This window comes from Rhodococcus sp. NPDC003348, from assembly GCF_053589375.1.
The window spans coordinates 124,570-148,423 of record NZ_JBSFRT010000004.1 but is presented as its reverse complement, the minus strand read 5'-3'; the positions used below and the strand labels follow the sequence as shown (position 1 = coordinate 148,423).

The following is a 23,854-nucleotide window of genomic DNA, read 5'->3' as shown; positions in this document are numbered from 1 at the left end:
TGTCGGTTAATGCCGCAAGGGTGAACCGGCAGCCGAGGCTTTACACCTAAACCTACATAAATTAGATTTAGCGTCATCGACACGATGGGCACGCCCCCTGGACTCCACCCGGGCCGGCGACCAACGACAGGAGGCGAAGCGATGACCGAGGTCGGAGCACCCCGTGAGGAACGCATTCGGCGGGCACTGGAGCACCTGCGCAACGACACCACCGACGAGTTCGAGCACATCACCTGGTTCGAACCCGTCGAGTTCACCGATCCGGAGATCGCCAAGCGCGAGCGTGATCGCGTCTTCGGCCGGGTTCCGACCATCGTCGCCCACGGCTCCGAGATCCCCCGCGCGGGCGACTTCTTCACACTCCAGCTGCCGCGGAACAACGTCATCGTCGTCCGCCAGCGTGACGGCAGCGTCAAGACCCTGGTGAATCAGTGCCGCCACCGCGGCGCCATGGTCGAGAAGGAGGAGAAGGGTCGGTGCCGCCTGTTCTCCTGCCCGTACCACCGATGGTCGTACGACACCGACGGAACGCTGCGCACGATCACCCGTGACAACACGTTCGGTGAGGCCGACCGCTCCGAGCGCAACCTCGTGCAGCTGCCCACCGAGGAACGGCACGGATTCATCTGGGTCGTCGACGATGCCTCCGCGACCATCGACGTCGCCGACTGGCTCGGCCCGGACATGGACGCCATCCTGGCCTCGCAGGAGCTCGGCTCGAAGGTGACCACCCGTGTCAAGGTGTTCGAGGAGCCGGTCAACTGGAAGCTGATGCAGGACGCGTTCCTCGACGGCTACCACATCCAGTACGCGCACCCGAACACCGCCGCCAAGCACATTCACACCAACGTGATGTCCTTCGAGGACTTCGGACACCACTGCCGGTTCATGAACCTGCGCAAGACGATCGACCGGTGGATCGAGGAGGACCCCGGCGACCGCAGCCTGGCCGAGCACACCACCGAAACCTACTTCATCGGGCCCAACAGCACCCTGCTCCGCCAGCCCGATCACTTCCAGTTGCTCACCTTCCGTCCGCATCCCAGCGACCCGCAGCAGTGCCGCATGGAGATCCGCCTGATCTGCCCGACGGTCGAGGAGAGCGGATTGGCCGAGGAGCGCTGGAACCGGCTCTGGGACAAGAACGTCGAGATTCTGGTCGCGGTCCTGCACAACGAGGACTTCCCCATCCTGCGCGACTCGCAACGAGCCATGGCCAGCGCCAACGCCGGCAACATGCTCCTGGGTCGCAACGAGGTCGCCAACCAGGTCTTCCGCCGGGAAATCCAGAAGCTCGTCAGCGAGAACTGACACCGAACACCAAGGCGGGGCGCCTTCGAGCGTCCCGCCCGTAGGAGGCTCACGTGGAGAGCGATCTCTTCGAAAACGACCACGAACTGTTCCGCGACTCGGTCCGGGGTTTCGTCGACAAGCACGTCGTCCCCAACCTCGAGAAGTGGGACGCCGATCGGCTGATCGATCGCGACACCTGGCTCGCCGCAGGCAGCCTGGGGCTGCTCGGGCTGACCGTGCCGGAGGAGTTCGGCGGCCCCGGTGAGACGGACTACCGCTACCGGGTCGTCATCCAGGAGGAGATCGCCCGGGTCGGTGCGTCCGCGCTGCAGTCCGGGTTCTCCACCAACGACGACATCGTGCTGAACTACCTTCTGCGCCATGCGAACGACGAGCAGCGGCGCCGCTGGCTGCCGGGGTTCGTGACCGGCCGGACGATCGGCGCGATCGCGATGAGCGAGCCCGGGGCGGGCAGCGACCTGCGGGCGATCACCACCACCGCGGTTCTCGACGGTGACGAGTGGATTGTGAACGGCGCCAAGACCTTCATCACCAGCGGCATCCTCGCCGACCTGGTGATCGTCTTCGCCAAGACCGATCCCGACGACGGTTCGAAGGGCTTCAGCCTCTTCGTCGTGGAGGAAGGGGCCGAGGGCTTCAGCCGCGGCCGCAAGCTGGACAAGGTGGGCCTGCACGCGCAGGACACCGCTGAACTCTTCTTCGACAACGTGCGGGTGCCGGCCGCGAACCTCCTCGGCGAACGAGGAGCCGGGTTCGCGTACCTGATGCAGTCGCTGCCGCTGGAGCGTCTCGGCATCGGTATCGCAGCGCAGGTCTCGGCGGAGGCCGTGTTCGGGTGGACGATGGACTACGTGAAGGAGCGGACCGCCTTCGGTAAGCGGATCGGCGAGTTCCAGGGAATGGGTTTCGATCTCGCGAAGCTGCGCACCGCGATCGAGGTCTCGCGGAGCTACATCGACCGCTGCATCCGTGAATACAACAAGGGTGCCCTGACCGCGGTGGACGCCTCCAAGGCGAAGCTGTGGGCGACCGAACTGCAGGGCCAGGTCGTCGACGCCGGCGTCCAGTACCACGGCGGTTACGGCTACATGATGGAATACCCGGTCGCGAAGGCCTATCTCGACCACCGCATCCAGCGAATCTACGGCGGCACCAACGAGATCATGAAGGAGATCATCCACCGCGATCTCATGAAGAGCTGAGCGGCTCCCGAAGGACGAACATGGCGAACGACAGCGGCGGGGTGGACCATCACGGTCCACCCCGCCGCTTGTCGCGGTCCGTCCCTCAGGGAGCGGGTGTACCGCCCGTCATTTCGGTGTCGCGCCGGTCGTGCCCAGATCGGGTCCGACACCGCTGATCTCGGTGATCTTCCAGTCTTGCGTGCTGTCGATGGTCAGCTGATAGGTCGCCGTCGACTGGATCCCCTCGGGCGCCTGCGCGTTCGACGTGAACACGCTGACGAAGCAGTCGACGGTGTAGATGCCGTCGCCGGTCGCCTCGGCCTTGGCCGTGATCGGCTGCGCGGCGGAGTTCCACTGCAGGGGAACGATGATCTGCTCCATCGACGTCGACGCCTGCGTGAGCCGCTGTTCCAGCTCGGGAGCCGTGCCCGCGGTGAGCCGCTGCTTCCAGCCGGCGAGGTCCTGGAAGTCCATCCGGGCCGCCCCTGTCGCGTAGTCGAGCGCCACCTGTTCGGCGTGTGCGCGCGCGTCCGCGTCGGCGCGCATCGCGTCGAGCTCGGTGGAGGTGTCGTAGAGCTTCCAGCCTCCGAAACCGATCGCCGCCACGGCGACGGCGCCGAGGACGCCCGTTGCGATCGCCCGTATCGGGTACCGGTTGTTGCGTGCGTGATCGTCGGCGGACGGCCGCGAGCCCGAGCCGTCCTCGTCGATCCGGTCCTGGTCCTGCAGCAGCGAGGTGTTCGACATGGTGGCCTCGTTTCCTTCCGTTGTCGTGGGGTCTGCGCGCACGGTGTCCGTGCGGCGGGGTCAGTTGCCGTCCGGTGTGACGTGCACGGTCAGCGCGTCGCCGGATTCCGTCGAGGCGAGGACGTTCTGGAGGAGCCGTCCGATGTCGACCGAGCGGATGGCGTTCGCCGCCTCGGTCACCGCCGGGAGCAGGTTCACTCCGAGGAGGTTGAGATCGGACGCGGTTTCGTCGAGGAACGTCTGGAGTTCACCGATGAACGGGCTGGCGCCGTGAGCGATGCCCGCGTTGAGCGGACCGCGATCGGCCGCGAACCTGATGCCGGTGAGCAGATCCTGGAATCCGGACCCGAAAGCGGCGAGGTGCGGTGCCGCCTCGAGCATGCCCTGCGGGATCGGGCCGCTCTCGAGCAGCAGGGGCTGCAGTGTCCGCAGAACCGTGGTGAGGCTGTCGGAGCGCTGGGTGAGGGTGTCGGCCAGCTTCTGCCCCGCCCCGTTGATGTCGCTGTACACACGCGGGTCGTCGGGCAGAGCCACGTCGAGGGTGCGGAAGATCTGGCCGACCGCCTCCGGCTCCACCTGGGTGAGCAGGTTCGTCAGGCGCTCCGAGAGTTCCTCGAAGGTCGTCGGGACCACCACCCGGTCGGGTGCGACCACCGCGGCGTCCGGGAGGTACGGGGCACCCGCCGACCTCGGCCAGACCCCGAGCACGGGTTCGCCGAGTGCGGAGAGGTTGTCGACCCGGAATGTGCTGTCCACCGGAATGGGATGGTCGCGGTCGTACTTCCACGCCACGTCGACGGAGTTCGCCGATGAGGTGATGTCGGTGATCTCGCCGATCTCCACTCCCCGCAGCAGGACCCGGGCGCCGACCACGAGACCGTTGGTGTCGGGAATCCCCACGGTGGCGGTGTTCACCTTCTCCGCCACGCCGGTGCGCAGGCCCGACTGGAACATGTACGTGAAGGACAGCGCGCCGATCGCGACCATCCCGAGGACGGACAGAACCGTCTTCCTGCTCATTTCACAGCTCCCAACATGCGCAGGATGTTCTCCGCGTCGGCCAGCGACCGGCCGCCGTCCGAGGTCTCGACCGAGACGACGTCGACGGACGGATTGCTCGCGAACGGCACCAGCGTCGTTCGAAGGAACTCGGACAGTTGTGTGGCCGCCGACGGGGCACCGCTCAGGGAGGTGTCCGTCGTGTCGGCCAGGGACTCGAACATGGGGACGAGCCAGAGGCCGCCGGCGTAGAGACTGCCGACGGACGGCAGGATCTGCCCGATGTGCGAGACCACGTCGACGGCCAGCCGCCGCCAGTACTGGACGGTGGAGCCGTCGAAGATCGTCGCCAGCGACTCGGAGTTCTCGCCCAGAGTCACCGCGGTGGCGTTCATTCCGTCGAGCATGCGATCGATCTCGGCGGTGCGGGCACCGAGGTCGCGAAGGTCCGTCGAGACCACCGTGGCCAGGCTCCTGATCTCCGGCACCGCAGGCATCACGGCGTTGACCCTGGCCATCACGTCCTCGATGCGCGCGATGCTGCCGCCGTTCACGAACGTCGCCAGCACCGCCATGGTGTCCTCGATCTGCGGCGGCGAGACGGTGCGCTCCAGCGGCACCGAATCGCCGTCGGACAGATGGGCCGTCACCTGGGAGGCGGGATCACGGACCAACGCGACGTATGTGTCGCCCAGGAGGGTGTTCTGCCGGACGATCGCGTGGATGCTCACCGGGATCCGGGTGTCGTCCCGGATGCCTGCCGTGACGGCGACTCCGTTGCCCTCGACGGCGACGTCACGAACCTCTCCGACCCGGAGTCCGTCCATGATCACGTCCGCGCCGGCGGGCAGGTTCAGCGCGCTCTCGAACTCGAGCGAGATCTCGTAGCCGCTGCCGATTCCGCCGCGAACCGAGGGAAGGTCCTCGGGGCGGAGCGAACATGCCGATGCAGTCAGAACGAGCATCAGTGCCGCCGCCAGCTGCACTCTCCGGGCCACTTCACGTCTCCTGGTCACCGTCCCGCTCCCGTCCCGAGGACCTCACCCAGCAGGTTCGCCGGATCGATCCGGGCCCCGTCACCGATCTCGACCGTCGGCGGCGTGTACCGAATCGTCAGGCCGTTCGTCCCGCTCGCCTGCTCGTCGAGCGCGGCGGTGAACGACGGAATCGATCCGGCCAGGCCGGACAGGTCGCCCGCACGTCCGGCCGCGAGAGCGATCGCGTCGGCCACCTGTCCGTGTACAAACGGCCAGATGTCGCCTCCATAGCGCGTCTGGATGTCGTAGAGCAGTGCAACGACCCAGCCGATGCCGACACAGACGTCGATGGTGCCGGGGAACAGGTCGATGCCTGCGGTGGCGATGTCCGGCAGCTGGCTCGCGATCGAGGTGATGGCACCCCAGTCGGCGAGCGCCTGCTCGTTCAACGGGGCCATGGCACCGATCGCGGACCCGATGTTCGCGATCAGCGTGTCGGGGTCCTCCATTGCGCCGGCCGCACTCCGCATCATCTCCCTGGCCGGCTCGCCCTGCCATCGAAGTGCCTCCGAGACTCCCGCGATCGCACCTGCGACGGTGTCGCTGCCGTCTGGGGACAACGCCTTGAGGAAGTCCGCCGCGGACCCGACCACCTCGGAGATGGTCTTCGGCGTGTACCCCTGTTCGAGGGGAATGCACGACCCGGGTTCGAGCACGGGCCCGCTGGTGTAATTTCCGACCAGTTCCAGGCTCCGGTCCGCCAGAATCGACTTCGACCGCGTCACCGCCTTCACGTCCGCCGGAAACTTCCGGCCGACCTTCGTGGTGAAAGTGATCTCCACGTGGTCACCCTTCTCCACGATCGTGTCGATCGTTCCGACCTCGAACCCCATCTGGGTCACCGGGTTACCGGTGTAGAGACCGACCGAATCGGGCAACTGCGCGCAGTACGTCGCGGGCTCGGCCCCCGAGTCGGCCGAGGCCGTGGTGACGCCGGTGCCGATGCCGAGGGCGGCGACGGTCACCACCGAGACGGCCGTCCACTTCTTCACGTTGGTCACGTCAGCAGCTCCGTCCGGGGACGGGCATGCAGATGTCGGATGCCATGAGCGTTCCTCCGCCGATCGTGGCCATCCCCTCCGGGGTGAGCCAGTTGGCCAATTGGTCCCGCGCCGCGGTCAGTGCGTCGATCGACGGGCCCATCGTCGCGTTGAACTCCTCGATGGTCGCCCGCACCTGCGCGATCCCGCCGGCCAGATCCTCGCTGTGGTCGAGGTAGTACTCCGCGTACGGCGACACGGTCATCAGCACATATCCGAGCAACCGGTACGCCTCGTTGAAGCCGGCGTGATTGGTGTTGTAGGTGGACAAGACGATGTCCATCTTCCGGACGACGTCGAAGATCATGTCGCGGTTGGCGTCGAAGGTGTTCAGGTACTCCGACGCGAGTGCGGTGATGGTCCGGACCTGCTCGCGCTGCTGGTCCATCACCCGTGCGATGGAGGACATTCCGGAGATGACCGAGCCGACCGAGTCCGGATTCGACTGCAACGCCTGGGCAACCTGCGCGAGGTTCGCGTCGACGGTACCGCCGTCGACGTTGTCGGTGACGTTCGGAGCGGCCTGCAGGACGTCCCCGATCGAGTAGGGCACCGACACCTGTCCCGCCGGAATCGGCCGGTCCCCCACGGGGGTGTCACCGACCGGGACGATGGTGATCGCGTATCCCCCGACCGGGGTGTGCATGCGCACGTCGATGCGGGAGTCCGCTCCGACCACGACGTCCTTCTCGATGTCCATCGTCACGCGCACCGAGTCCGCGCCGAGCGTCATGTCCGACACCGAGCCGACCGAGATTCCCGCGACCCGGACGTCCTGGCCCACGGATATCGCGGACACGTCCGTGGTCTCGAACGAGACCTTGGTCCGTCCCGGCGGACGCAGGTACAGCACCGCGGTGGCGACGAGCGCCGCGGCGACGAGAACGGCGACCGCGGCACCGATCCGAAGATCGTTGTCGAACCAGGAGAACAGCCGACCGAACCGGCCGCGTGGAGTGCGGGTGTTCATCGGGCGCTGCATACGACCACCTCACTGCCATTGAGTAGAACCTCGACGTCGGTGGGGAGTTGGGCGACACCGTTCGCACACCCGTGCGCCCCCTCGCTCGCCGGCATCTGCATACCCGCGATGGACGCCGGGAGCAGACGGAACGCCTGCGCGGCCTCCTCGATCGAGCCGAACACCTGAGCGACCTGGTCCTCCACGTTCACGCCCGGTTCGAGGTGATACGCGTCGAGCAGCCTCTTGATGGGCGTGAGGAAGTACGGGCCGTAACTCGCGGTCTTCGCGAACTCGTCGATCACGGTCATGGCGCTGGATATCGGGTAGTCGACCGAGCGGATGAACTCGACCACCGCGCCGGAGCGGCCGCCCATCGTGTCGGAGATGCGTGCCAGGTTGGCGGTGAGCGTCGAGATCACCTGTTCCCGGCTGGAGGCGAGGTCGGCCAGCTTCTTGGCGTCGGCGAGCATCGGTTCCAGTCCCCCGCCGTCGCCCTGGAGGACGGCGATCGCGTTCTCCGAGAACCGGTTGATGTCCTCGGTGCTCATCGTCGCGAGCACCGGCTGCAGCCCGTTGAACAGCTCGGTGATGTCGAAGGACGGCCTGGTGCCGTCGAGACCGAGGCGCGAGGTGGCCGGCGCGGACCCGTCACCGAAGTCGGCGTCGATGTACCGGACACCGGTGAGGTTCTGGTACTTGACCGACAGCACCGTGTCCCCGGTCAGCTCGTAGGGCTTCTCCATGGAGAACCGAACTTCGGCGATCGTCCCGGTGTCGCGGCGCACGAGCTCGATCGACTCGACCTTGCCGATCCGGACACCACGGGTGCGGATGTCGCCATTGTCCCCCAGACCCGAGACGTCGGAGAACTCCGCCGTGTAACTCCGGGTCTCCCCGGAGACCGGGCTACGCATCGCGGCGATCACCAGGACGAACAGGAAGACCGAGACCACCACGGCCACCGCAAGTTTCACGACCGTTGCGACAAGCGCCCCACGCGAGGTCATCGCACACCTCCTTCCGCGGACACCGCGGGCCCGAGACCGAGCGCGGCGTTCATCGAGGGAAAGGCGTCGAGCACGACGCGCAGACGCAGACGCTTCCCGCCCGGGACGTCGACGAAGGCCGAGTCCAGTGCGCGGACCACGTCGCGCGCCGACTCCGGGGTCAATCCTCCGCTGCTCAGATGCGGGAAGACGTCCGAGAGTTCGGTGACCGACTGGATGAGCGGGGTGAGATCGTCACCGTGTGACGCCAGTAGGGCGCCGGCCTGGCCGAACAGCTGGTCGCCCGCGAGCGCGAGGCCGGCGTCGGACTCGTCGAAGACGCCCTCGTCGACGCCGACGGAGCCGTCGGGCAGGCGATTGTAGGACGGGCTGTCATAGATGTTCATCAGCGATCGGATTGCCTGGTCACTGAATTCCGGTGCGGCTTCGAGTATGTCGTCGAACCTGGCCAGCAGGTCGGTCGGCAGTGCGTACTGGGTCTTGGCAACGCGGTCGGCGAGCAGTACACCGGTTTCCACCCACGGTGTGACCCCGCCGAGGTAGTGCACCGACTTGTCCAGCGACCTGATCATGTCGCTGGTGAGCGTGCCGTCGATCGTGGAGGATCCCTGCTCGATCATGGTCGACATCGTGAAGTCACCGCGCGGCGTCCGCTGCAGCTCCAGACCCGACTCGAGTTCGTTGCCCCCGTTCATCGCGACGAGGTTCACCGCGGAGGTGCCGAAGTAGTTCTCGGGACGGTAGTCGACCTCGAATGTATCGGTCAGTCCGTCGATCTGGCCCTCATCCAGGACCAGCTGCATCCGGACCGAATCGGAGGCGGTGCGGTCGAGCTCGATGACACGGCCCACCGTCTGCCCGTGCAGGACGACCTTCGTCCCTGCCGCGACACCGGGCCCCACGTACGGAACCTCGAGACCGACCTCGACGCCCTCCGGCGCCGTCAGGCGGGGATACAGCGTGACCCCGGCGATCGCAGCCGCGCACGCGAGCGCGAACACTCCCACACCGGTTCCGCTCAGCAGACGTGACTGATGCTCGGCGGAACCGCGGATAAAGTCTTGACTCCTCGAAATGCTCATGCCCTCATCCCTTGAACACCAGTTCCGGGCTCAGCCCCCAGATCACGACCGTCATCACGAAATTCATCACGACGATGGCGACGAGACTGGCTCGGATCGCGCGGCCCGACGCCGAACCGACGCCGGCCGGGCCGCCAGAGGCGAAATACCCGTAGTAGCAGTGGATCAGCGTGACGACACCACAGAAGATCAGCACCTTCGCCACCGATGCCACCAGGTCGGGAATCGTCAGGAACTGCCCGAAGTAGTGGTCGTATGTGCCGGACGGCTGATCGTGGAAGGTTTTGACGACGATTCCGCCGGTCACGAAGCTCACCATCAGCGCCATCAGGTATCCGGGCAGCACCACCAGCATGCTGCCGATCAGCCGAGTGCCGACGACGAACGGAATGGCCTGCAGGCCGATCGATTCGGTGGCGTCGATCTCCTCGGAGATCCGCATCGCACCGATCTCCGCCGTCATTCGGCAGCCCGCCTGCGCGGCGAACCCGATACCGGTGATGATGGGCGCGATGACCCGGACGTTGCCGAAGGATCCGATGATGCCGGTCAGCGCGCCGAAGCCGAGCAGGTCGAACGCCATGAACGCCTGGATCGCCACCACCGCGCCGACCGCGATGCCCAGGAAGAACATCAGGCTGATCACGCCGCCGTCGACGACGAGCGAGCCGTTGCCCCAGGCCATGTTGTTCATGGTCGTGACGGTCTGCTTCCGGTAGTGCCGAACGGTCTTGGGCAGCAGGCCGATCGTCTTGCCGACGAAGAGAGTGATCTGGCCGAGTTCCGCGGCCACGTTCCGGAGCGGGCCGGTCACCGTGGTGACCAGTGACGCCACCGGCGACCCGCGGTGCGCGGGTGTCCGGGTCGCCATCACGCCAGCCTCGCCGGGAAGAACATCATCTGCAGCTGGCTCACGAGCAGGTTCGTGGCGAAGATGCAGAAGACGCTGAGCACCACGGAGGCGTTGACCGCGTTGGCCACACCGGTCGGGCCTCCCTTGGCCTCGAGGCCACGCAGACTCGCGATGATCACCACGGTCGCCGCAAACAGCAGGGACTTGAGCACCGAGAACGCGAGATCGGTCGGGGTGGCGAAGGCGCCGAACGACTGCCAGAAGCTACCGGGCACGACGTCGTTGACGTTGGCCGAGATCAGCAGGCCCGCAGCGACACCGGCCGCGATGATGATGATGCACAGCATCGGTGCTATGAGGATCATCGCGATGAAGCGGGGCACGACGAGCCGCTGAACCGGGTCGATACCCATCACGCGGATCGCCTCGATCTCCTCGCGGATGGAGCGGGCACCCAGGTCCGACGCGATGGCCGAGGCCGCGGCGCCACTCATCAGCAGGCCTGCCGCCATCGGCGCACCCTGCCCCACGACACCGAGACCACTCGCGGCGCCCGCGAGCGAGTTCGCACCGACCTGGTTCATGATGCCGCCGACCTGGACGGACACCTCGGCACCGATCGGCACCGCCATCAGCAGTGCAGGCAGGGCGGTCACCTTGAGCAACTTCCACATCTGCTCGACGACCTCCCCCACCGGCAGACGACCGGTGACGGTATCGGTCACGCAGTACCGGATCACGTTGCCGGCGAGTCGAGCGGACCGCCCGATCGTGGCGAGGCTCTGTGCCGGCCTGACCCGGAGGTACGCGCTCAGCCAGGCGAGTACCGCCCCGGCCCGCTGCCGGACACCGCTCTGCCTCCGCGGCTCCTCCGGCACGGTGGCCGGGGCGGGTGACGTCAACTGGATCCTCATCGGGCCACCACCTCCAGGCGTTGCGTGGGCATGTCGTCCTCGAGGTCGTCACGGATTGCGCGCTGTGCTCGAGCTGGAAGGGTGTGCAGAATTCGCCGAACCCGCATCCGCCGCCGGGCTACCGCGCGACGCTCCGGCATACCCGGAGTCGCCCTCATCTGCGGCACGATTCCGTCCAGTCCGTCGACGCCGCCCGCGTGGTGACCGGCATCGACCAGCGCCTGCTCGTGCGCCATCTGCGCCTCGTCCTTCTCCTCGGACATCCCGATCGGACCGATCATCGCTCCGCCCAGGAACTGCTTGACCACCGGCTCGTCCGACGTCAGCAGCACCTCACGGGGTCCGAACATCACCAGCTCACGCCGGAACAGCATTCCGATGTTGTCCGGCACCGTCCGGGCCAGGTTGATGTTGTGCGAGACGATGAGGATCGTCGCGTCGATCTCGGCGTTGATATCGATCAATGTCTGCGAGATATAGGTCGTACGAACGGGATCGAGGCCCGAGTCGGGCTCGTCCACCAGAATGATCTGCGGCTCGAGGACCAGTGCCCGCGCCAGCCCGGCGCGCTTGCGCATGCCGCCGGAGATCTCACCGGGAAGCTTGTCCTCCGCCCCGAGGAGACCGACGAGTTCGAGCTTCTCCATCACGATCTTCCGGACCTCGGACTCGGACTTGCGCGTGTGCTCCCGCAACGGGAATGCCACGTTGTCGTACAGGTTCATCGATCCGAACAGCGCGCCGTCCTGGAACAGCACCCCGAACAACTTGCGAATCTCGTACAGTTCCTTGGCCGAACACGTCATGATGTCCACGCCGTCGATCACGATGGATCCCTGCTCTGGTCGGAGCAGGCCGATCAGCGACTTGAGGAAGACCGACTTTCCCGTGCCCGATGGTCCGAGGAGCGCACTCACCTCACCAGCGGGCAACGTCATCGTCACGTCTCGCCAGATCTGCTGGGAGCCGAATGACTTGGTCAGACCCTCCACAGCAACTTCGATACCCACTCAAAAGCTCCTTCCCACCCCGTCAACCCTTGTGCACAACACATTCGATTCATGTGGACATACGTGCACGCCAGCAGAGCCTCGAGCGAAACGGTCCCTGTGACATGCACCAGCACGGTCACGGACGCCGTCTCACGGCCTCTCCGTCACCGTTCGTCCCCCCGAGGACGTTGTCGGGCAACACGAAGTCGCCCGTTCATCACGCGCGGCGCACTGGGGCGCCGGCAGCCTCAGCCGATCGGTGAAGCCTGTCGACCGAGAGCGATGTCGACCATCTCCGAGCGATCGACGGCCTTGAGGCGAGGGCGTCCCACCTTCCGTCCCGCTTTCCGCTCGTGGGAATCCAGACGCTTCCAGCCGGCGAGGTCCAGCCTCTCGGGTTGCCGTTGCTCCACCAGGTCGGCGAACTGTTCGGAAGTTCCTTCCGGCACAGCCAGTTTGCCGGATGCGAAGTCAGCCACGATCTGCACCGCGGTGGCTTCCGAGCAGGCGCGATTCGATCCGATCACACCACTCGGCCCACGCTTGAGCCAGCCGGCCGTGTACACCCCACGCACCTGTACGCCGGAGTCGGGATCGACGACGGCTCCGTTGCGGTTGGGCAGCACCCCACGAGCGTGGTCGAAGGGCAATCCCTCGACGGGCCTGCCCATGAATCCCACGGACCTGATCACCAGATCGGCGGGAACGGTCTCGCTGCGGCCGGACGCCGAGATCCCGCCCTCGGCGGTTCGTTCGTTGACATCGATGCGGAGGCCCTCCGTACGGATGTCGCCGAGAATCCCGGTCGGTGATCCGAAGAACTGCAAGTGAATCCGGCGGTTGCCTGGAGTCGGCTGTGCCGCCGCGTAGCGGTTCAGGACGGACGCGCGGATCCTGGTGAGCTCGTCGTTCGCGTGAGCGGACTCGAACGAGTGCGAGGCCGTGACATCGACCCCGGCGAGGTTGCCCAGGCCCAGCAACTCGGGAGTGCTGAAGGCCGCGTGCTCGGGACCTCGCCGGCCCAGCACGACCACTTCCCGGATGCGGCTCGCCGCAAGGGCCTCGAGGGCGTGGGCGGCGATGTCCGTGCCGATCAGCCTGGCCACGTCACCGGCGAGCACCCGCGCGACGTCCAGGGCGACGTTGCCGTTGCCCACCACCACCGCGCGCTCCCCGGACAGATCGAAGGTGGCATCGGCATGATCGGGATGGCCGTTGTACCAGAGAACGAAGTCGCGCGCGGAGACGCTGCCGGGAAGGCCTTCCCCCGGAACACCGAGCGGGCGATCTCCGTTCGCACCCGATGCGTACACAACGGCGTGATGATGACGCAACACCTCGTCATGCGTGACGTGCACGCCCACTTCGGTGTTCAGGTGCACGGTGCATCCGCGCTTGCCGAGGGTACGGCCGAACAACGTCGCGATGCTCTTGGTGGCGGCGTGGTCGGGTGCGACTCCGTAGCGGACGAGCCCTCCGGGCGCGGGCAACCGTTCGAGGACGGTGATCTCGACGTCGAGTCCTCGAATCGTGTTCAGAGCGTCCACGACATAGCAGGCCGACGGGCCGCTTCCCACGACAGCGACCCGGAGCGGGCCACTCGTCGCGGCCACGGTCACGGGTTCGACGACATCCGGTGCGGCCGACCCGGGCCGATCCGAGTAGTAGGCCGCGTTGATCGCGACGAAGGGTTCGAGTGCGGGCGTGACGTCCTCGGGCGGCACGATCGCGTCCACGGGGCACTCGTCCACGCATGCGCCACAGTCGATGCACGCGTCCGGGTCGATGAACAGCATCTCTGTCCGGACGAATGCACGCTCGCGCGGGGACGGATGGATGCAGTCGACGGGACATACCGCGACGCAACTCGCGTCGTTGCAGCACGGTTGGGTGATCACGTGCGCCATGGTCGCTCCTGACGTTGTTGCCCGGATCTCGTATTCGCCGGCTGAACGCCGCGGGGAGAACTCGGTGTGCACTCGGAGAATCTGGTGGACATGCGTGTCTTTGCGGAGCCGTTCACGGCCCCGAACCTGCCCCGACAACAGGTTTACAAATAACAATCTGTGTCATACGTTACGGCATGTGATGCGGGACACGCAACAAGCACATCGCCGGGCACGCGGGTCGGCCCGGCCGACCGTCACGCGCCCGGTTCCGGCCCCCGAGGTGCCGGATCTGCCACGATGCCGGGGAGCAGCAGCTTGGCCAGCATGCGTCGATGGTCGGGGTCACTCGCGGCACCGAAATCCATGCGCCCCACCAGGATCAGTTCGACGACGACGATCCACTCGGTGATCTCGCGGTTGGTCAGGCCGGGACGGATCTCGCCGCGCTCACGGGCGGCATCGAGTACCGGCGCCCACATTTCGTGTGTCAGTTGCGCCGCCAGTCCCGAGCTGCCGGTCAACGCGGTGTCCCAGCCCAGTTGTTCCGGGCCGACGATCAGGCGGATGAGCGGGTCCCTGCGCCCGCGGTCGACGAGTTGGGCGAGCCCCTCGACGAGTTGCTCGGAGAGGCCGTCGCAGCCGGCGAGGAAGGCGTGCGTCTCCGCGAACAGGCGCCGGGACCGGGCCGCGATGAGCGCCGAGACGAGGGCGTCACGGTCACGAAAGTATCGATAGAGGGCGGGGCGGGAGACGCCCGCCTCCTTGGCGATGTCGTCCATCGTCGACTTGACCACGCCGTACCGCTCGAATGCCGCCTCGGCGGCATCGAGAATCCGTGTGCGCGCTTCGTCCGCGTCCGTGCCGAGGACGCTCACCGCCCGTCGTCGTGCCATCTCCGTCACCTCCGGTCGAGACGAGTCGTCACCGAAACGGCGACCGGCCGGAGCCGGGGAGCGGCGACCGATTCCACGGTGCCCTCAACCGCACACCGCAGCCGGGCCGGCACTCGTGCGTGCCGGCTCACGGACGATCGCGGGCAGCAGGAACCGGGTGAGCATGCGCCGATGCTCCGGATCGTCACTGTCACCGAAGTCATTACGCCCCATCAGGATCAGCTGCACCATCGTGATCCAGTCGCAGATCTCCTCGTCCGTCGTTCCGGGTCGGATCTCGCCCCGGTCGCGGGCCTCGTCGATGAGCGGTGACCACATCTCGGTGTTCAGCCGGGTCGCGAGACCCGACGTGCCGAGGAGGGCGGTGGCGGTGTCCATGTGTTCGGGGGTGACCAGCAACCGCATGATCGGGTCGCGCCGGCCACGGTCCACGAGGTGCACGATTCCGTCCACGACCTGCTCGCCGAACGTCGGCCGCTCGCGGAGAAACGCACGCGCCGTGTCGAACAGCCGGCGCGACCGCGCCTCCACGATGGCCGAGATCAGCGTGTCCCGGTCCCGGAAGTAGCGGTAGACCGTCGGCCTCGACACGCCCACCTCCTTGGCGACGTCGCCCATCGTGGCCTTGACGATTCCGTAGCGCTGGAAGACGGACTCGGCCGCGGTGAAGATCTGGGCACGCGCATCGTCCACGCTCTCACCCAGGACGCCGACGCGCCTGCGCGCCATTCGACCCTCCACTTCACCGGTTCGACACTGCCATGCGGCTCTGGAAAGGGTACCAGGGACAACTGCACCCTCGGCGCCGTAGGAGGCACGGGCGCAGCGTATCTCGGCCGCATCCACCCCATAGGAGTGTCCCGGCGTGGCCGCCCCCTTGCGGCCGCACCGGGACACCCGGGTGGCGTCCGGCCCCCTCTGCCGACCCCTACCCTGCGATGCTGGTCTTCTCCTGCCGGGCAGGCTCGCTCACACCGCCGGTGTGAACTGGATCGGAAGGCGCGCGCAGCCACGCACCTGGCTGCCGTGGAGGATCGGCGGATCCGCCTCCACGAGGCGGTAGTCCGGGATCCGCCGGTGCAGTTCCTCGAGAGCGATGGACAGTTCGATCCGCGCGAGGTGCGATCCGAGGCAGCGGTGCGCGCCCGAGCCGAAAGAGAGGTGCCGATTCGGATGCCGTTCCAGCTGAAGGTCGTTCGGGTCATCGAACTCGCCCTCGTCCCGATTGGCGGAGCACAGCATCAGGATGAGCTGGTCACCCGCCTTGATCTGGACGCCGCCGAGTTCGACGTCGCGGGTGGCACACCGCCCCGGCACGACCGCCGCCTCGATTCGGAGGATCTCCTCGACCGCACTCGCGATCAGATCGTCGTTCTCGATCAGCTCCGCGCGCTGCTCCGGGTTGTTGTAGAGATGGATGACGGCCCAGGCGAGAGAGCCCTGCACCGTGTGCAGCCCGGCAATGAGGAGCAGGAAGAACATCCGGTTGAGTTCCTCGTCGGTCAGCAGCCGCTTGCCGTCCTCGAGCTCGACCTCAGTGTGGATCAGCGCCGAGGTGACGTCGTCACCCGGATTCTTCCGCCGCTCGTCGACGATCTTCTGGAAGTAGCCCAGCATCTCGAAGCCGGCCATGGCCCGAGCCTGCTGCGACTCTTCCTCGGTTCCACCGGGTTTGCCGACGAGGATGGTGTCCGTTGCCGCGGTGAACATCGGGGCGTCCTCGACCGGCCAGTCCATCAGCGCCAGGAACACGCGGGTGGGCAGCTCGTGCGCGAACTCGCTGATGAACTCCGCTTCACCCTTCGCGGCGAAGCCGTCGATCAGCTCGTTGACCAGATCCCGGATCTGCTCGGTCAGCGCCTTCATCCGGTTGGGGGAGAACAGCGGCTGCAGGGCGAGTCGGTAGCCGGTGTGCTCCGGCGGGTCGAGCTCGATCGGAATGAACTTGCCCATGCCGCCCGGCCCGGTGACGAGGTTGTTCGGGTAGCTCGAGAAGGTCTCCGGATCGCGCAGGACCTCGTGAATCTCCTTGTAGTGCGTGACGATCCAGTGCCCACCGTGAGCGGTGGAGTACACGACCGGGCCCTTGCCTGCAAGCTCGGCGACGCGATCCTGGATCGTGTCGACCGGCGCGGTCAGGGCCGGGTCGTAGATGTCGAAGTCGACGACGAGATCGCTGGGCGCGTCGTCCAGAGTGGTGGTGGTCATGTCGTTCCTTCCTCGGAACTGTTTCTGATCAGACGGATTCGACGGTGAGGGCGCGTTCCGGACACACCTGCACGGCGGCCCGGGCGGCGTCGATCTCGGCTGCGGTGTCGAGCGGATCGCGCAGAATCACGGGATCACCCTGATCGTCGCAATCGAGCACCTCGGGATACCCGCCGTAACACAGGCCGTGACCGGCGCAGGCGGAACGATCGACGTTCAGGCGTAATCCTGTCCCGCTTTCGCTGCTGTGGCCGGACGAGGCGGCGGTCGTTGCGGTCATGCGCCGTGGCCGTCTGTCGAGGGTTCCAGATCCTCCGGGAACCACATGCCGACGCGGGACAGTGTTCCGCCGTCGGTGGTCGGCAGCACGACACCCGACATGTAGGCAGAGTCGTCCGACACCATGAACAGGGCCGCTCGGGCGTTGTCGTCGAGTGACGGCGGACGGCCAAGCTTGAGCGGGATCGGCGAGACTCCCGGATCCCAGGGGCCGGCGACCTCCTCGTAGGACTTCCCGACGACCGGAGTGCCCTCCGGCGCGAGGAAGTTCGGCGACATGCCGTGGGTGGGCGCGATGGCATTGACGCGAATGCCGTACTTGCCCAGGTCCAGGCTCAGCCCGCGAACGAGCCCGTTCACGCCGGCTTTCGTCGCCGAATACATCGCGATGCTGTGGTAGGCCACCAGGGACGCGGCCGACGAGGTCGCGAGGATGACGCCGCCACCCTGCTTGCGCATCGTGGGAACGACGGCCTTCGCGGTGTAGAAGACACCGGAGAGGTTCACGCCGACCACATCCTGCCAGTCGGCGTCGGTGAGGTCCTCGAAGTCGACCTGCTCTCCTCCGGCCACGGACGGCACTCCGCCGCGAGAAACGATGCCGGCGTTGGCAAATGCGATGTCGACGGTACCGAAAGCGTCGACGGTCGTCGCGACGGCGTCGGCGACCTGCTTCTCGCTCCGGACGTCCGCCGTGATCGCGATCGCGGTACCGCCCTGTTCCTCGACGAGCGCGACCGTGCCCTTGGCCCGTTCGGCATCGATGTCGACGACGGCGATCGTGGCGCCCTCGGAGGCGAACAGCTGCGAAGACCGCCGTCCGAGCCCGGACCCCGCGCCGGTGATGAGAGCGACCTTACCGTTGAGTTTCATACGAGCTCCTTGTGTGAAAGGGAGTGCATGGTGAGCCACAGCGGTCGTTGCCGTGGAGAGATGTCGCCCGAACCCGGGCGACCTGAAGACTCTGACCGGAGGTGTTCTTCTCGCGGCCTGTGACTGACGTTACAGCGAATGACAGCTGACGTCAATCGATTTTTGTCAGCAGCTCTCGCGGGGACGCCGGAGACAGCACTGAGCTCCCCGGGTGTGCACCGCATCCCGGGGAGCTCCTCGCATTGTGTCCGTGCCCTGCGAATACGGCAGTGGGGCGGACCGTGACGGTCCGCCCCACTGCTGTCCGCGCCCTTCGCCGATTCAGGCGGTCGGCTCACCGACCTCGAGGGGCAGCGACTCGTCGGACACCCACTCGTTCATCGACCCGTCGTAGACGGCGACGTCCTCGCGGCCGAGCCGGGCGAGCTGGAAGGCGAGGAAGGTCGCGGCAATGCCGCCACCGCAGTAGGTGACCACCGACTTGTCCTCGTCGAGCGCACCCGCCTCGGCGAACAGCGGCCGGACCAGCTCCAGCCCGCCGACCCTGCCGCCCTCGGTGACCAGGTCGCCGAAGAAGACGTTGACGCTGTCCGGGATCCGGCCCGGACGCCCGTACCCGTAGGTGTCCACCTCGCCCCGGAACGTCTGCGGCTCCAGCGAGTTCACCAGGACGCCGGCCGGGTTACCGATCCCGGCGAGGATGCTCTCCTTCGTCGCGAGCAGTTCGGGCCGGCGCTCACCGGAGAAGGCTGCTGCCGGGTAGGTGTTGCTCCCGCCCTGCTCGATCTCGTGCCCTGCGGCCTTCCAGGCACCGAGACCGCCGTCGAGGACCGATACCCGGTCGAAGCCCTCCAGCCGCAGGTTCCACCACAGCCGGGTCGCCCACAGGTTCCCGCCCTGGTCGTAGAGAACGACATGGGTGTCCGGTCCGATGCCGAGGGCACCGGCCCGCTGCGCGAAGGTGTCGTGGTCGAGGCTGGTGAAGGCATACGGTGACTGCGTGTCGGCGAGGTCGCCGAACACGTCGGCGTGCGCGGCGCCGGGGATGTGCTCCGCCTCGTAAGTCTCCCGCCCGGACGTGGTGAACGGTTCGCCCGCCTGGGTCTTCCCGTGCGAGATGCTGACGTCGTAGATCCGGATGTTCTGATCCGAACGGTGGGCGACGAGCCAGTCGGCGTCGACGAGCAGGGGGACGGTGGACATCGGAGTGCTCCAATCCTACGCCACGGCAGCACCGGCCGTCGCGCGTCGAAGATCTAGTTCCTTTAGGCCAGAGTATCGTCCCGACCGAGAACGGCACGGGTTCCGATCCCCGCGATCGGAACCCGTGCCGTGACGTCCGGGTGCGGCTACACCGGCAGAGTCTCGACGTCTCCGCCCGCCTCGAGCGATTCCGATCGCGTCCGCGAGAGTGCCGCCGCGACCAGGCCGAGGATCGCGATGCCGCAGAGCAGCAGGCTCAGCCAGGCGGTGGTGTCATGGAAGGCCAGTGGCACCGCGACCACCGGCACGATGGCCGCGCCGAGGGCGTTACCGGTCTCCCGGCCCAGACCGAGTCCGCTGTAGGCGTGCCGGGTCTCGAACAGTTCGGTGACGTAGGCGCCCATCGGGCCGAAGATCGACGCGACCCCGATGCCGTTGCCCAGAGCGAGGACGAGCCAGAACACGGTTGCGGAGCCGTGGTTCGAGAGCAGCCAGAACGCGGGCCACGCGAAGACGGCGCTGTAGACGAAGCCAAAGATGATCACCGGCCGTCGGCCCATCCGATCCGAGAGGCCACCGAACAGCGGGATCAGCAGTGCGTTGGCGACCTGGGCAAGAATCAGGCCGATGAGGATGTCGGTCTTGCCCAGCCCGAGCTGGTTGGCGCCGAAAGTGCCCATGAACACGATGAAGAAGTAGCCGATGCCCGTCATGCCGATGGCCATCACCATCACGGCGAGCAGTGCCCGCGGCTGCTGGCGAATCACGTCGCGGACCGGAGTCCGAGCCGTGTCATCCGCGTTCTCGATTCGCCGGAACTCCGGTGTCTCCGGCAGCGACCGCCGCAGCCACAGCCCGTAGGCGAGGATCAAACCACTGAGCAGGAACGGAATCCGCCACCCCCAGTCGAGAAAGTCCTCCTTCGACAGCAGGGTCGACACCAGCAGCAGTGCACTGGTACCCAGGACGCCACCGAGCGCCGAACCCATACCGGGGAGTGAACCGAGCAGTCCCCGCTTGCGTTCCGGCGCGAACTCCACCGCAACCAGCGTGGCACCGCCGTACTCGGCGCTCGCGCCGATGCCCTGGAGGATCCGGAGGAACACCAGCAGGACGGGTGCGAGCCATCCGATCTGGGCGTATCCCGGCAGCACGCCGACAAGCATGGTGGCCGCGCCCATCAGCACAAGGGTCAGCACGAGAATTCGCTTGCGCCCGATACGGTCTCCGAGACTTCCGAGGACCACCCCGCCGATCGGGCGGACCAGGAAGCCGACCGCAAAGGTGCCGACCGCCTGCAGGGTCCCCAGGAACGGGCTCGATCCGGAGAAGAACACGCTCGCGAAGACCACCGAGGCCGCAGAAGCGTAGAGGCTGAAATCGTAGTATTCGAGCAGGGTTCCGACGAAGGCGGCGCGGCTGGCCCGGCGCGAGTCCGCGGTGGAGCGCGCCCGGCTCGAGTCCGTGAGGTTTTCGGTGACTTCGGTTCTGGTCTCGGTCATGCACACCTCGATGTGTGTAAGGCCGGGCGATCACCCGGAATGTCCTGTGATGCGCAACACATTAACCAATAGTCATTAGATTTGTCTACGGAAGATTCTTGCGCTCGACTTGGCGCCAAATGTATGCAACCACCATCTATTTCGATCGGAAGTTGAACTCCATTCGACATCCGGCGAGCCCAGGACGGACTCGTATGCGTGACGCACGACGTGCGGGCCTGGTCGCAGGCCCGCTTGTTCGGGTCGAATCGGAACTCCGGCCGCGCAGGTGACGGCGGCATGATCGTGCCCGCAGCGGGGAGGCAAGGTTCGAAGTTCCGTCACCAGCACGTGAATACCGTTGCAGGTCTGCCGGTTCCACAATACTGCGTCCATCCGGAAGCAAACTGCGACGACAGCACGTCACCCGAGATGACCTGCTGTCGTCGCAATTTCAAGGCGTTCCGGCCGGTGCTGTCCGGGCTAGCCGGTCGCCACCTCCCGCACGAGGGCAGGGTCGGTCGCCGGAGGCTGCAAAACCCCGGACCGCACCAGCGCATCGATCTCGGCGTCCTCCAGGCCGAGCAGTTCGGCGCAGATCTGCCGGGTCTGCTCGCCGGCCAGCGGAGCCTGACGGGTGGGCGGGTCGGCGATCTCGCCGAACACGGCGACCCGGGCGGTGGCGGATAGGGGTGTCGGCAGCAGCTCGTGCTCGACCGCCGTGTAGGTGGCACGAGCGGTCAGCTGCGGGTCGGTGAGCAGTTGCGGCAGCCGCAGCATCGCCCCCGCGGGGACTCCCGCGGCCTGCAGCACCGCCGTCGCCTCCTGGGGGTCCCGGTCCCGAAGCCAGGCCGCGATGATGCCGTCCACCTCGACGCGGTTCGCGATCCGCTGCGGGTTGGTGGCGAACCGCCTGTCCCCCACCAGGTCCGGACGATCGACCACACCGCACAGCGCCGCCCACTCGTCGTCGTCGCGGACGGTGACCACGCACCACTCGTCGTCACCGGCGCACGCGTACACGCCACTCGGCGCGGCGTACGGATCGACGTTGCCGGGCGCGGTGATCGTCCCGGGCCGGAGTCCCTCGGTGACCAGCTGGGTGCCGAGCTGCACTAATGCCGTGTCCGCCTGGGCCACCTCGAGGTTCGTTCCCCGTCCCGTCCGACGCCGGTCGATCAGCGCGGCGAGCACCGCGATGGCGGCGACGTGCGCGGCGATGTGGTCGGGGTACACGGTCTGCCCGTCGCAGAGCAGTTCCTCGTCGTCCGGGTACCGCCACAGGGCGGATACGCCGCACGAGGCCCGAACCAGCGGGCCGTAGCCGAGCCGGGTGCTCCACGGTCCGGTGCTGCCGAATGCGCTCGACTCCGACACCACGACACGGGGATTGATCTCGGCGAGGGTCTCGTACGAGAAGCCCATCGACGCCAGGGTGCCGGGTTTGAAGTTGGCCAGCACCACGTCCGCATCGGCGACCAGTCGCCGGAAGAGGTCGACGCCCTCGGGGCTGCGCAGGTCGATCCCGAGACTGCGCTTGTTGCGGTGCCCCCAGGCGACGGATGCGGCCAGCGCCGCGCCGCGCTTGGACTGGCGCAGCCCGTCGGGGAAGTTCGCGTTCTCGATCTTGATGACGTCGGCGCCGTAGTCGGCGAACTGCCGGCTCAACTCGGCGCCGAACACGATCACCCCTAGGTCGAGGACGCGCAGCCCGGCCAGCGGCGCGGCCGACGGGTCACCCGTACCGGCAATGATGTCCCGCGCCGCGAAGGTCAGGTCGTTGTGCTCGCCGAGTTGCGGTGCCCGCGTTCGGATCCCGGCACGATCTCCCCCGACACGGACATAGCCCGACGGCACGCGGGCCCGGAGCCCGGGCGCGATCTCCGCGTCGACGAGGGAACCGGACGCCGCGAAGTGCTCGGTGGTGAGCACCTCGCTGAGGGTGTGCACACCACCGACCGGCACGCCGCGGCGCGCCCCCTCCGCCACCAACTCCGCCTGGGTGTATGCGGAGAACAGCTGCTCGATCAGGGGGTGCAGGGTGTCCGCGGCGACGAATCGCGCAGGGATGGTGTCGTACTTCGGATCCGCGAACTCCTCTGGCTCACCGAGCCATTCGAACATGCCCCGCCACTGCCGTTTGGCGAGCAGGCAGATCCGGACGTGACCGTCCTTGCAGGGGAACACCGGATAGAAGTTGGCGGCGTTCGGCCTGCCCCGCGGGAAATCCTCGGACCGCGCCGCGGCCGCGGACCCCTGGGTGCCGAATCCGGGGTCGAATCCGTGCACGATCGCCTCGAACGCGGACACGTCGACGGTTTCGCCGCGACCGGTACCCAATCGGCGGTGGTACGCGAGCAGTGCGGCCCAGGCGGCGTGCGCGCCGACGGTCTCCTCGACCAGTCCGCCCGGCGGCAGCAGCGGTTCCGCGCCCGGGGCACCGGAGCGGGACAGGACTCCGGACAGTCCGTAGAGCACCTGCTCGGTCGCCACCCAGTCCCGGTACGGTCCGGTCTGGCCGAATCCGCTGACCGACACCCACACCAGTCCCGGTACGAGGGCCCGAATCTCGTTCGCGCCGACACCGCACTCGGACAGCCGGCCCGGGCGCAGCGACTCGATCAGGATGTCCGCGCTCGTGGCGAGTTCCCGCAGTCGCCCCCGGCCGGCGTCGGTGTCCAGGTCGAGCGTGATCCCGAGCTTGTTGGCATTGCGCAGCGCGAACGGAATGCTCACGCCGTCGACGACGGGTTCGGCGGCACGCGAACGTGATCCGCCGGGCATCTCGATCCGGATCACCTCGGCACCGAGGTCGGCGAGGTAGCGGCCACAGGATTCGCCGAGACCGTCGGTGAGGTCCAGCACCCGGACGCTGTCCAGCGGAAGGGTCATCGT

21 protein-coding genes are annotated in these 23,854 nt (G+C 67.2%); 2 read left to right on the top strand and 19 right to left on the bottom strand.

All coding sequences use genetic code 11. The features are described 5' to 3' along the window. Positions 1-141: 141 nt before the first annotated feature. Both ACWDU4_RS04180 and ACWDU4_RS04175 read left to right on the top strand, forming a co-directional pair. Positions 142-1,311 carry an aromatic ring-hydroxylating oxygenase subunit alpha gene (locus ACWDU4_RS04180; protein WP_450112590.1) on the top strand — a complete coding sequence of 390 codons (1,170 nt, stop codon included), beginning with the start codon at positions 142-144 and terminating at the stop codon, positions 1,309-1,311. 53 nt (positions 1,312-1,364) lie between these two features. Continuing rightward, positions 1,365-2,516, top strand: a complete 1,152-nt coding sequence (locus tag ACWDU4_RS04175) for an acyl-CoA dehydrogenase family protein (RefSeq protein WP_450112589.1) — start codon at positions 1,365-1,367, stop codon at positions 2,514-2,516. A gap of 108 nt (positions 2,517-2,624) precedes the next feature. Here ACWDU4_RS04175 and ACWDU4_RS04170 read toward each other — a convergent pair whose 3' ends face one another. The 19 genes from ACWDU4_RS04170 to ACWDU4_RS04080 form a co-directional block, all read right to left on the bottom strand. Further along, entirely contained in the window at positions 2,625-3,245 is a 621-nt protein-coding gene (locus tag ACWDU4_RS04170) for a hypothetical protein (RefSeq protein WP_450112588.1), read from the bottom strand. A gap of 60 nt (positions 3,246-3,305) precedes the next feature. Continuing rightward, entirely contained in the window at positions 3,306-4,265 is a 960-nt protein-coding gene (locus ACWDU4_RS04165) for an MlaD family protein (protein WP_450112587.1), read from the bottom strand. After that, positions 4,262-5,242: an MlaD family protein gene (locus ACWDU4_RS04160; protein ID WP_450112586.1), complete on the bottom strand. Its 981-nt coding sequence runs from the start codon at positions 5,240-5,242 to the stop codon at positions 4,262-4,264. Before ACWDU4_RS04160 ends, ACWDU4_RS04165 begins: the two co-directional genes overlap by 4 nt. 14 nt (positions 5,243-5,256) lie before the next feature. Continuing rightward, a complete protein-coding gene (locus ACWDU4_RS04155; protein WP_450112585.1) occupies positions 5,257-6,282 on the bottom strand; it encodes an MlaD family protein in 1,026 nt (341 codons plus the stop codon). Between the two features lies 1 nt (position 6,283). After that, on the bottom strand, positions 6,284-7,291 hold the full coding sequence (locus ACWDU4_RS04150) for an MlaD family protein (RefSeq protein ID WP_450112584.1): 1,008 nt from the start codon (positions 7,289-7,291) through the stop codon (positions 6,284-6,286). Further along, entirely contained in the window at positions 7,288-8,292 is a 1,005-nt protein-coding gene (locus tag ACWDU4_RS04145; RefSeq protein ID WP_450112583.1) for an MlaD family protein, read from the bottom strand. The genes ACWDU4_RS04150 and ACWDU4_RS04145 overlap by 4 nt, the downstream gene beginning before the upstream one ends. Next, positions 8,289-9,299: an Mce family protein gene (locus tag ACWDU4_RS04140; protein ID WP_450112582.1), complete on the bottom strand. Its 1,011-nt coding sequence runs from the start codon at positions 9,297-9,299 to the stop codon at positions 8,289-8,291. Before ACWDU4_RS04140 ends, ACWDU4_RS04145 begins: the two co-directional genes overlap by 4 nt. Positions 9,300-9,378: 79 nt before the next feature. Continuing rightward, the gene (locus tag ACWDU4_RS04135; RefSeq protein ID WP_450112581.1) at positions 9,379-10,245 is read right to left on the bottom strand and encodes an MlaE family ABC transporter permease; all 867 of its coding nucleotides are present in this window, start codon (positions 10,243-10,245) and stop codon (positions 9,379-9,381) included. Further along, positions 10,245-11,141, bottom strand: a complete 897-nt coding sequence (locus ACWDU4_RS04130) for an ABC transporter permease (RefSeq protein WP_450112580.1) — start codon at positions 11,139-11,141, stop codon at positions 10,245-10,247. The genes ACWDU4_RS04135 and ACWDU4_RS04130 overlap by 1 nt, the downstream gene beginning before the upstream one ends. Further along, a complete protein-coding gene (locus tag ACWDU4_RS04125) occupies positions 11,138-12,151 on the bottom strand; it encodes an ABC transporter ATP-binding protein (RefSeq protein ID WP_450112579.1) in 1,014 nt (337 codons plus the stop codon). Before ACWDU4_RS04125 ends, ACWDU4_RS04130 begins: the two co-directional genes overlap by 4 nt. 230 nt (positions 12,152-12,381) lie before the next feature. Then, entirely contained in the window at positions 12,382-14,040 is a 1,659-nt protein-coding gene (locus ACWDU4_RS04120; RefSeq protein WP_450112578.1) for an FAD-dependent oxidoreductase, read from the bottom strand. Positions 14,041-14,276: 236 nt separating this feature from the next. Further along, positions 14,277-14,915 carry a TetR/AcrR family transcriptional regulator gene (locus ACWDU4_RS04115; protein WP_450112577.1) on the bottom strand — a complete coding sequence of 213 codons (639 nt, stop codon included), beginning with the start codon at positions 14,913-14,915 and terminating at the stop codon, positions 14,277-14,279. Positions 14,916-14,999: 84 nt separating this feature from the next. Continuing rightward, positions 15,000-15,644, bottom strand: a complete 645-nt coding sequence (locus tag ACWDU4_RS04110; RefSeq protein ID WP_450112576.1) for a TetR/AcrR family transcriptional regulator — start codon at positions 15,642-15,644, stop codon at positions 15,000-15,002. A gap of 240 nt (positions 15,645-15,884) precedes the next feature. Further along, a complete protein-coding gene (locus ACWDU4_RS04105; RefSeq protein ID WP_345348481.1) occupies positions 15,885-17,123 on the bottom strand; it encodes a cytochrome P450 in 1,239 nt (412 codons plus the stop codon). Between the two features lie 28 nt (positions 17,124-17,151). Next, positions 17,152-17,403 carry a ferredoxin gene (locus ACWDU4_RS04100; protein ID WP_450112575.1) on the bottom strand — a complete coding sequence of 84 codons (252 nt, stop codon included), beginning with the start codon at positions 17,401-17,403 and terminating at the stop codon, positions 17,152-17,154. Then, positions 17,400-18,275, bottom strand: coding sequence for an SDR family NAD(P)-dependent oxidoreductase (locus ACWDU4_RS04095; protein WP_450112574.1), 876 nt, complete (start codon positions 18,273-18,275; stop codon positions 17,400-17,402). The genes ACWDU4_RS04100 and ACWDU4_RS04095 overlap by 4 nt, the downstream gene beginning before the upstream one ends. 321 nt (positions 18,276-18,596) lie before the next feature. After that, complete coding sequence (locus ACWDU4_RS04090) at positions 18,597-19,478, bottom strand: sulfurtransferase (protein WP_450112573.1); 882 nt, start codon at positions 19,476-19,478, stop codon at positions 18,597-18,599. Between the two features lie 146 nt (positions 19,479-19,624). Then, on the bottom strand, positions 19,625-20,980 hold the full coding sequence (locus tag ACWDU4_RS04085) for an MFS transporter (RefSeq protein ID WP_450112572.1): 1,356 nt from the start codon (positions 20,978-20,980) through the stop codon (positions 19,625-19,627). Positions 20,981-21,442: 462 nt separating this feature from the next. Then, positions 21,443-23,851, bottom strand: a complete 2,409-nt coding sequence (locus ACWDU4_RS04080) for a CaiB/BaiF CoA transferase family protein (RefSeq protein WP_450112571.1) — start codon at positions 23,849-23,851, stop codon at positions 21,443-21,445. Between the last annotated feature and the right edge of the window lie 3 nt (positions 23,852-23,854).

Coding starts and splice junctions, on each gene's coding strand:
- ACWDU4_RS04180 (WP_450112590.1), top strand. CDS start 142: ATGACCGAGGTCGGAGCACCCCGTGAGGAACGCATTCGGCGGGCACTG.
- ACWDU4_RS04170 (WP_450112588.1), bottom strand. CDS start 3,245: ATGTCGAACACCTCGCTGCTGCAGGACCAGGACCGGATCGACGAGGAC.
- ACWDU4_RS04165 (WP_450112587.1), bottom strand. CDS start 4,265: ATGAGCAGGAAGACGGTTCTGTCCGTCCTCGGGATGGTCGCGATCGGC.
- ACWDU4_RS04150 (WP_450112584.1), bottom strand. CDS start 7,291: ATGAACACCCGCACTCCACGCGGCCGGTTCGGTCGGCTGTTCTCCTGG.
- ACWDU4_RS04145 (WP_450112583.1), bottom strand. CDS start 8,292: ATGACCTCGCGTGGGGCGCTTGTCGCAACGGTCGTGAAACTTGCGGTG.
- ACWDU4_RS04135 (WP_450112581.1), bottom strand. CDS start 10,245: ATGGCGACCCGGACACCCGCGCACCGCGGGTCGCCGGTGGCGTCACTG.
- ACWDU4_RS04130 (WP_450112580.1), bottom strand. CDS start 11,141: ATGAGGATCCAGTTGACGTCACCCGCCCCGGCCACCGTGCCGGAGGAG.
- ACWDU4_RS04120 (WP_450112578.1), bottom strand. CDS start 14,040: ATGGCGCACGTGATCACCCAACCGTGCTGCAACGACGCGAGTTGCGTC.
- ACWDU4_RS04115 (WP_450112577.1), bottom strand. CDS start 14,915: ATGGCACGACGACGGGCGGTGAGCGTCCTCGGCACGGACGCGGACGAA.
- ACWDU4_RS04110 (WP_450112576.1), bottom strand. CDS start 15,644: ATGGCGCGCAGGCGCGTCGGCGTCCTGGGTGAGAGCGTGGACGATGCG.
- ACWDU4_RS04105 (WP_345348481.1), bottom strand. CDS start 17,123: ATGACCACCACCACTCTGGACGACGCGCCCAGCGATCTCGTCGTCGAC.
- ACWDU4_RS04100 (WP_450112575.1), bottom strand. CDS start 17,403: ATGACCGCAACGACCGCCGCCTCGTCCGGCCACAGCAGCGAAAGCGGG.
- ACWDU4_RS04095 (WP_450112574.1), bottom strand. CDS start 18,275: ATGAAACTCAACGGTAAGGTCGCTCTCATCACCGGCGCGGGGTCCGGG.
- ACWDU4_RS04090 (WP_450112573.1), bottom strand. CDS start 19,478: ATGTCCACCGTCCCCCTGCTCGTCGACGCCGACTGGCTCGTCGCCCAC.
- ACWDU4_RS04085 (WP_450112572.1), bottom strand. CDS start 20,980: ATGACCGAGACCAGAACCGAAGTCACCGAAAACCTCACGGACTCGAGC.
- ACWDU4_RS04080 (WP_450112571.1), bottom strand. CDS start 23,851: ATGACCCTTCCGCTGGACAGCGTCCGGGTGCTGGACCTCACCGACGGT.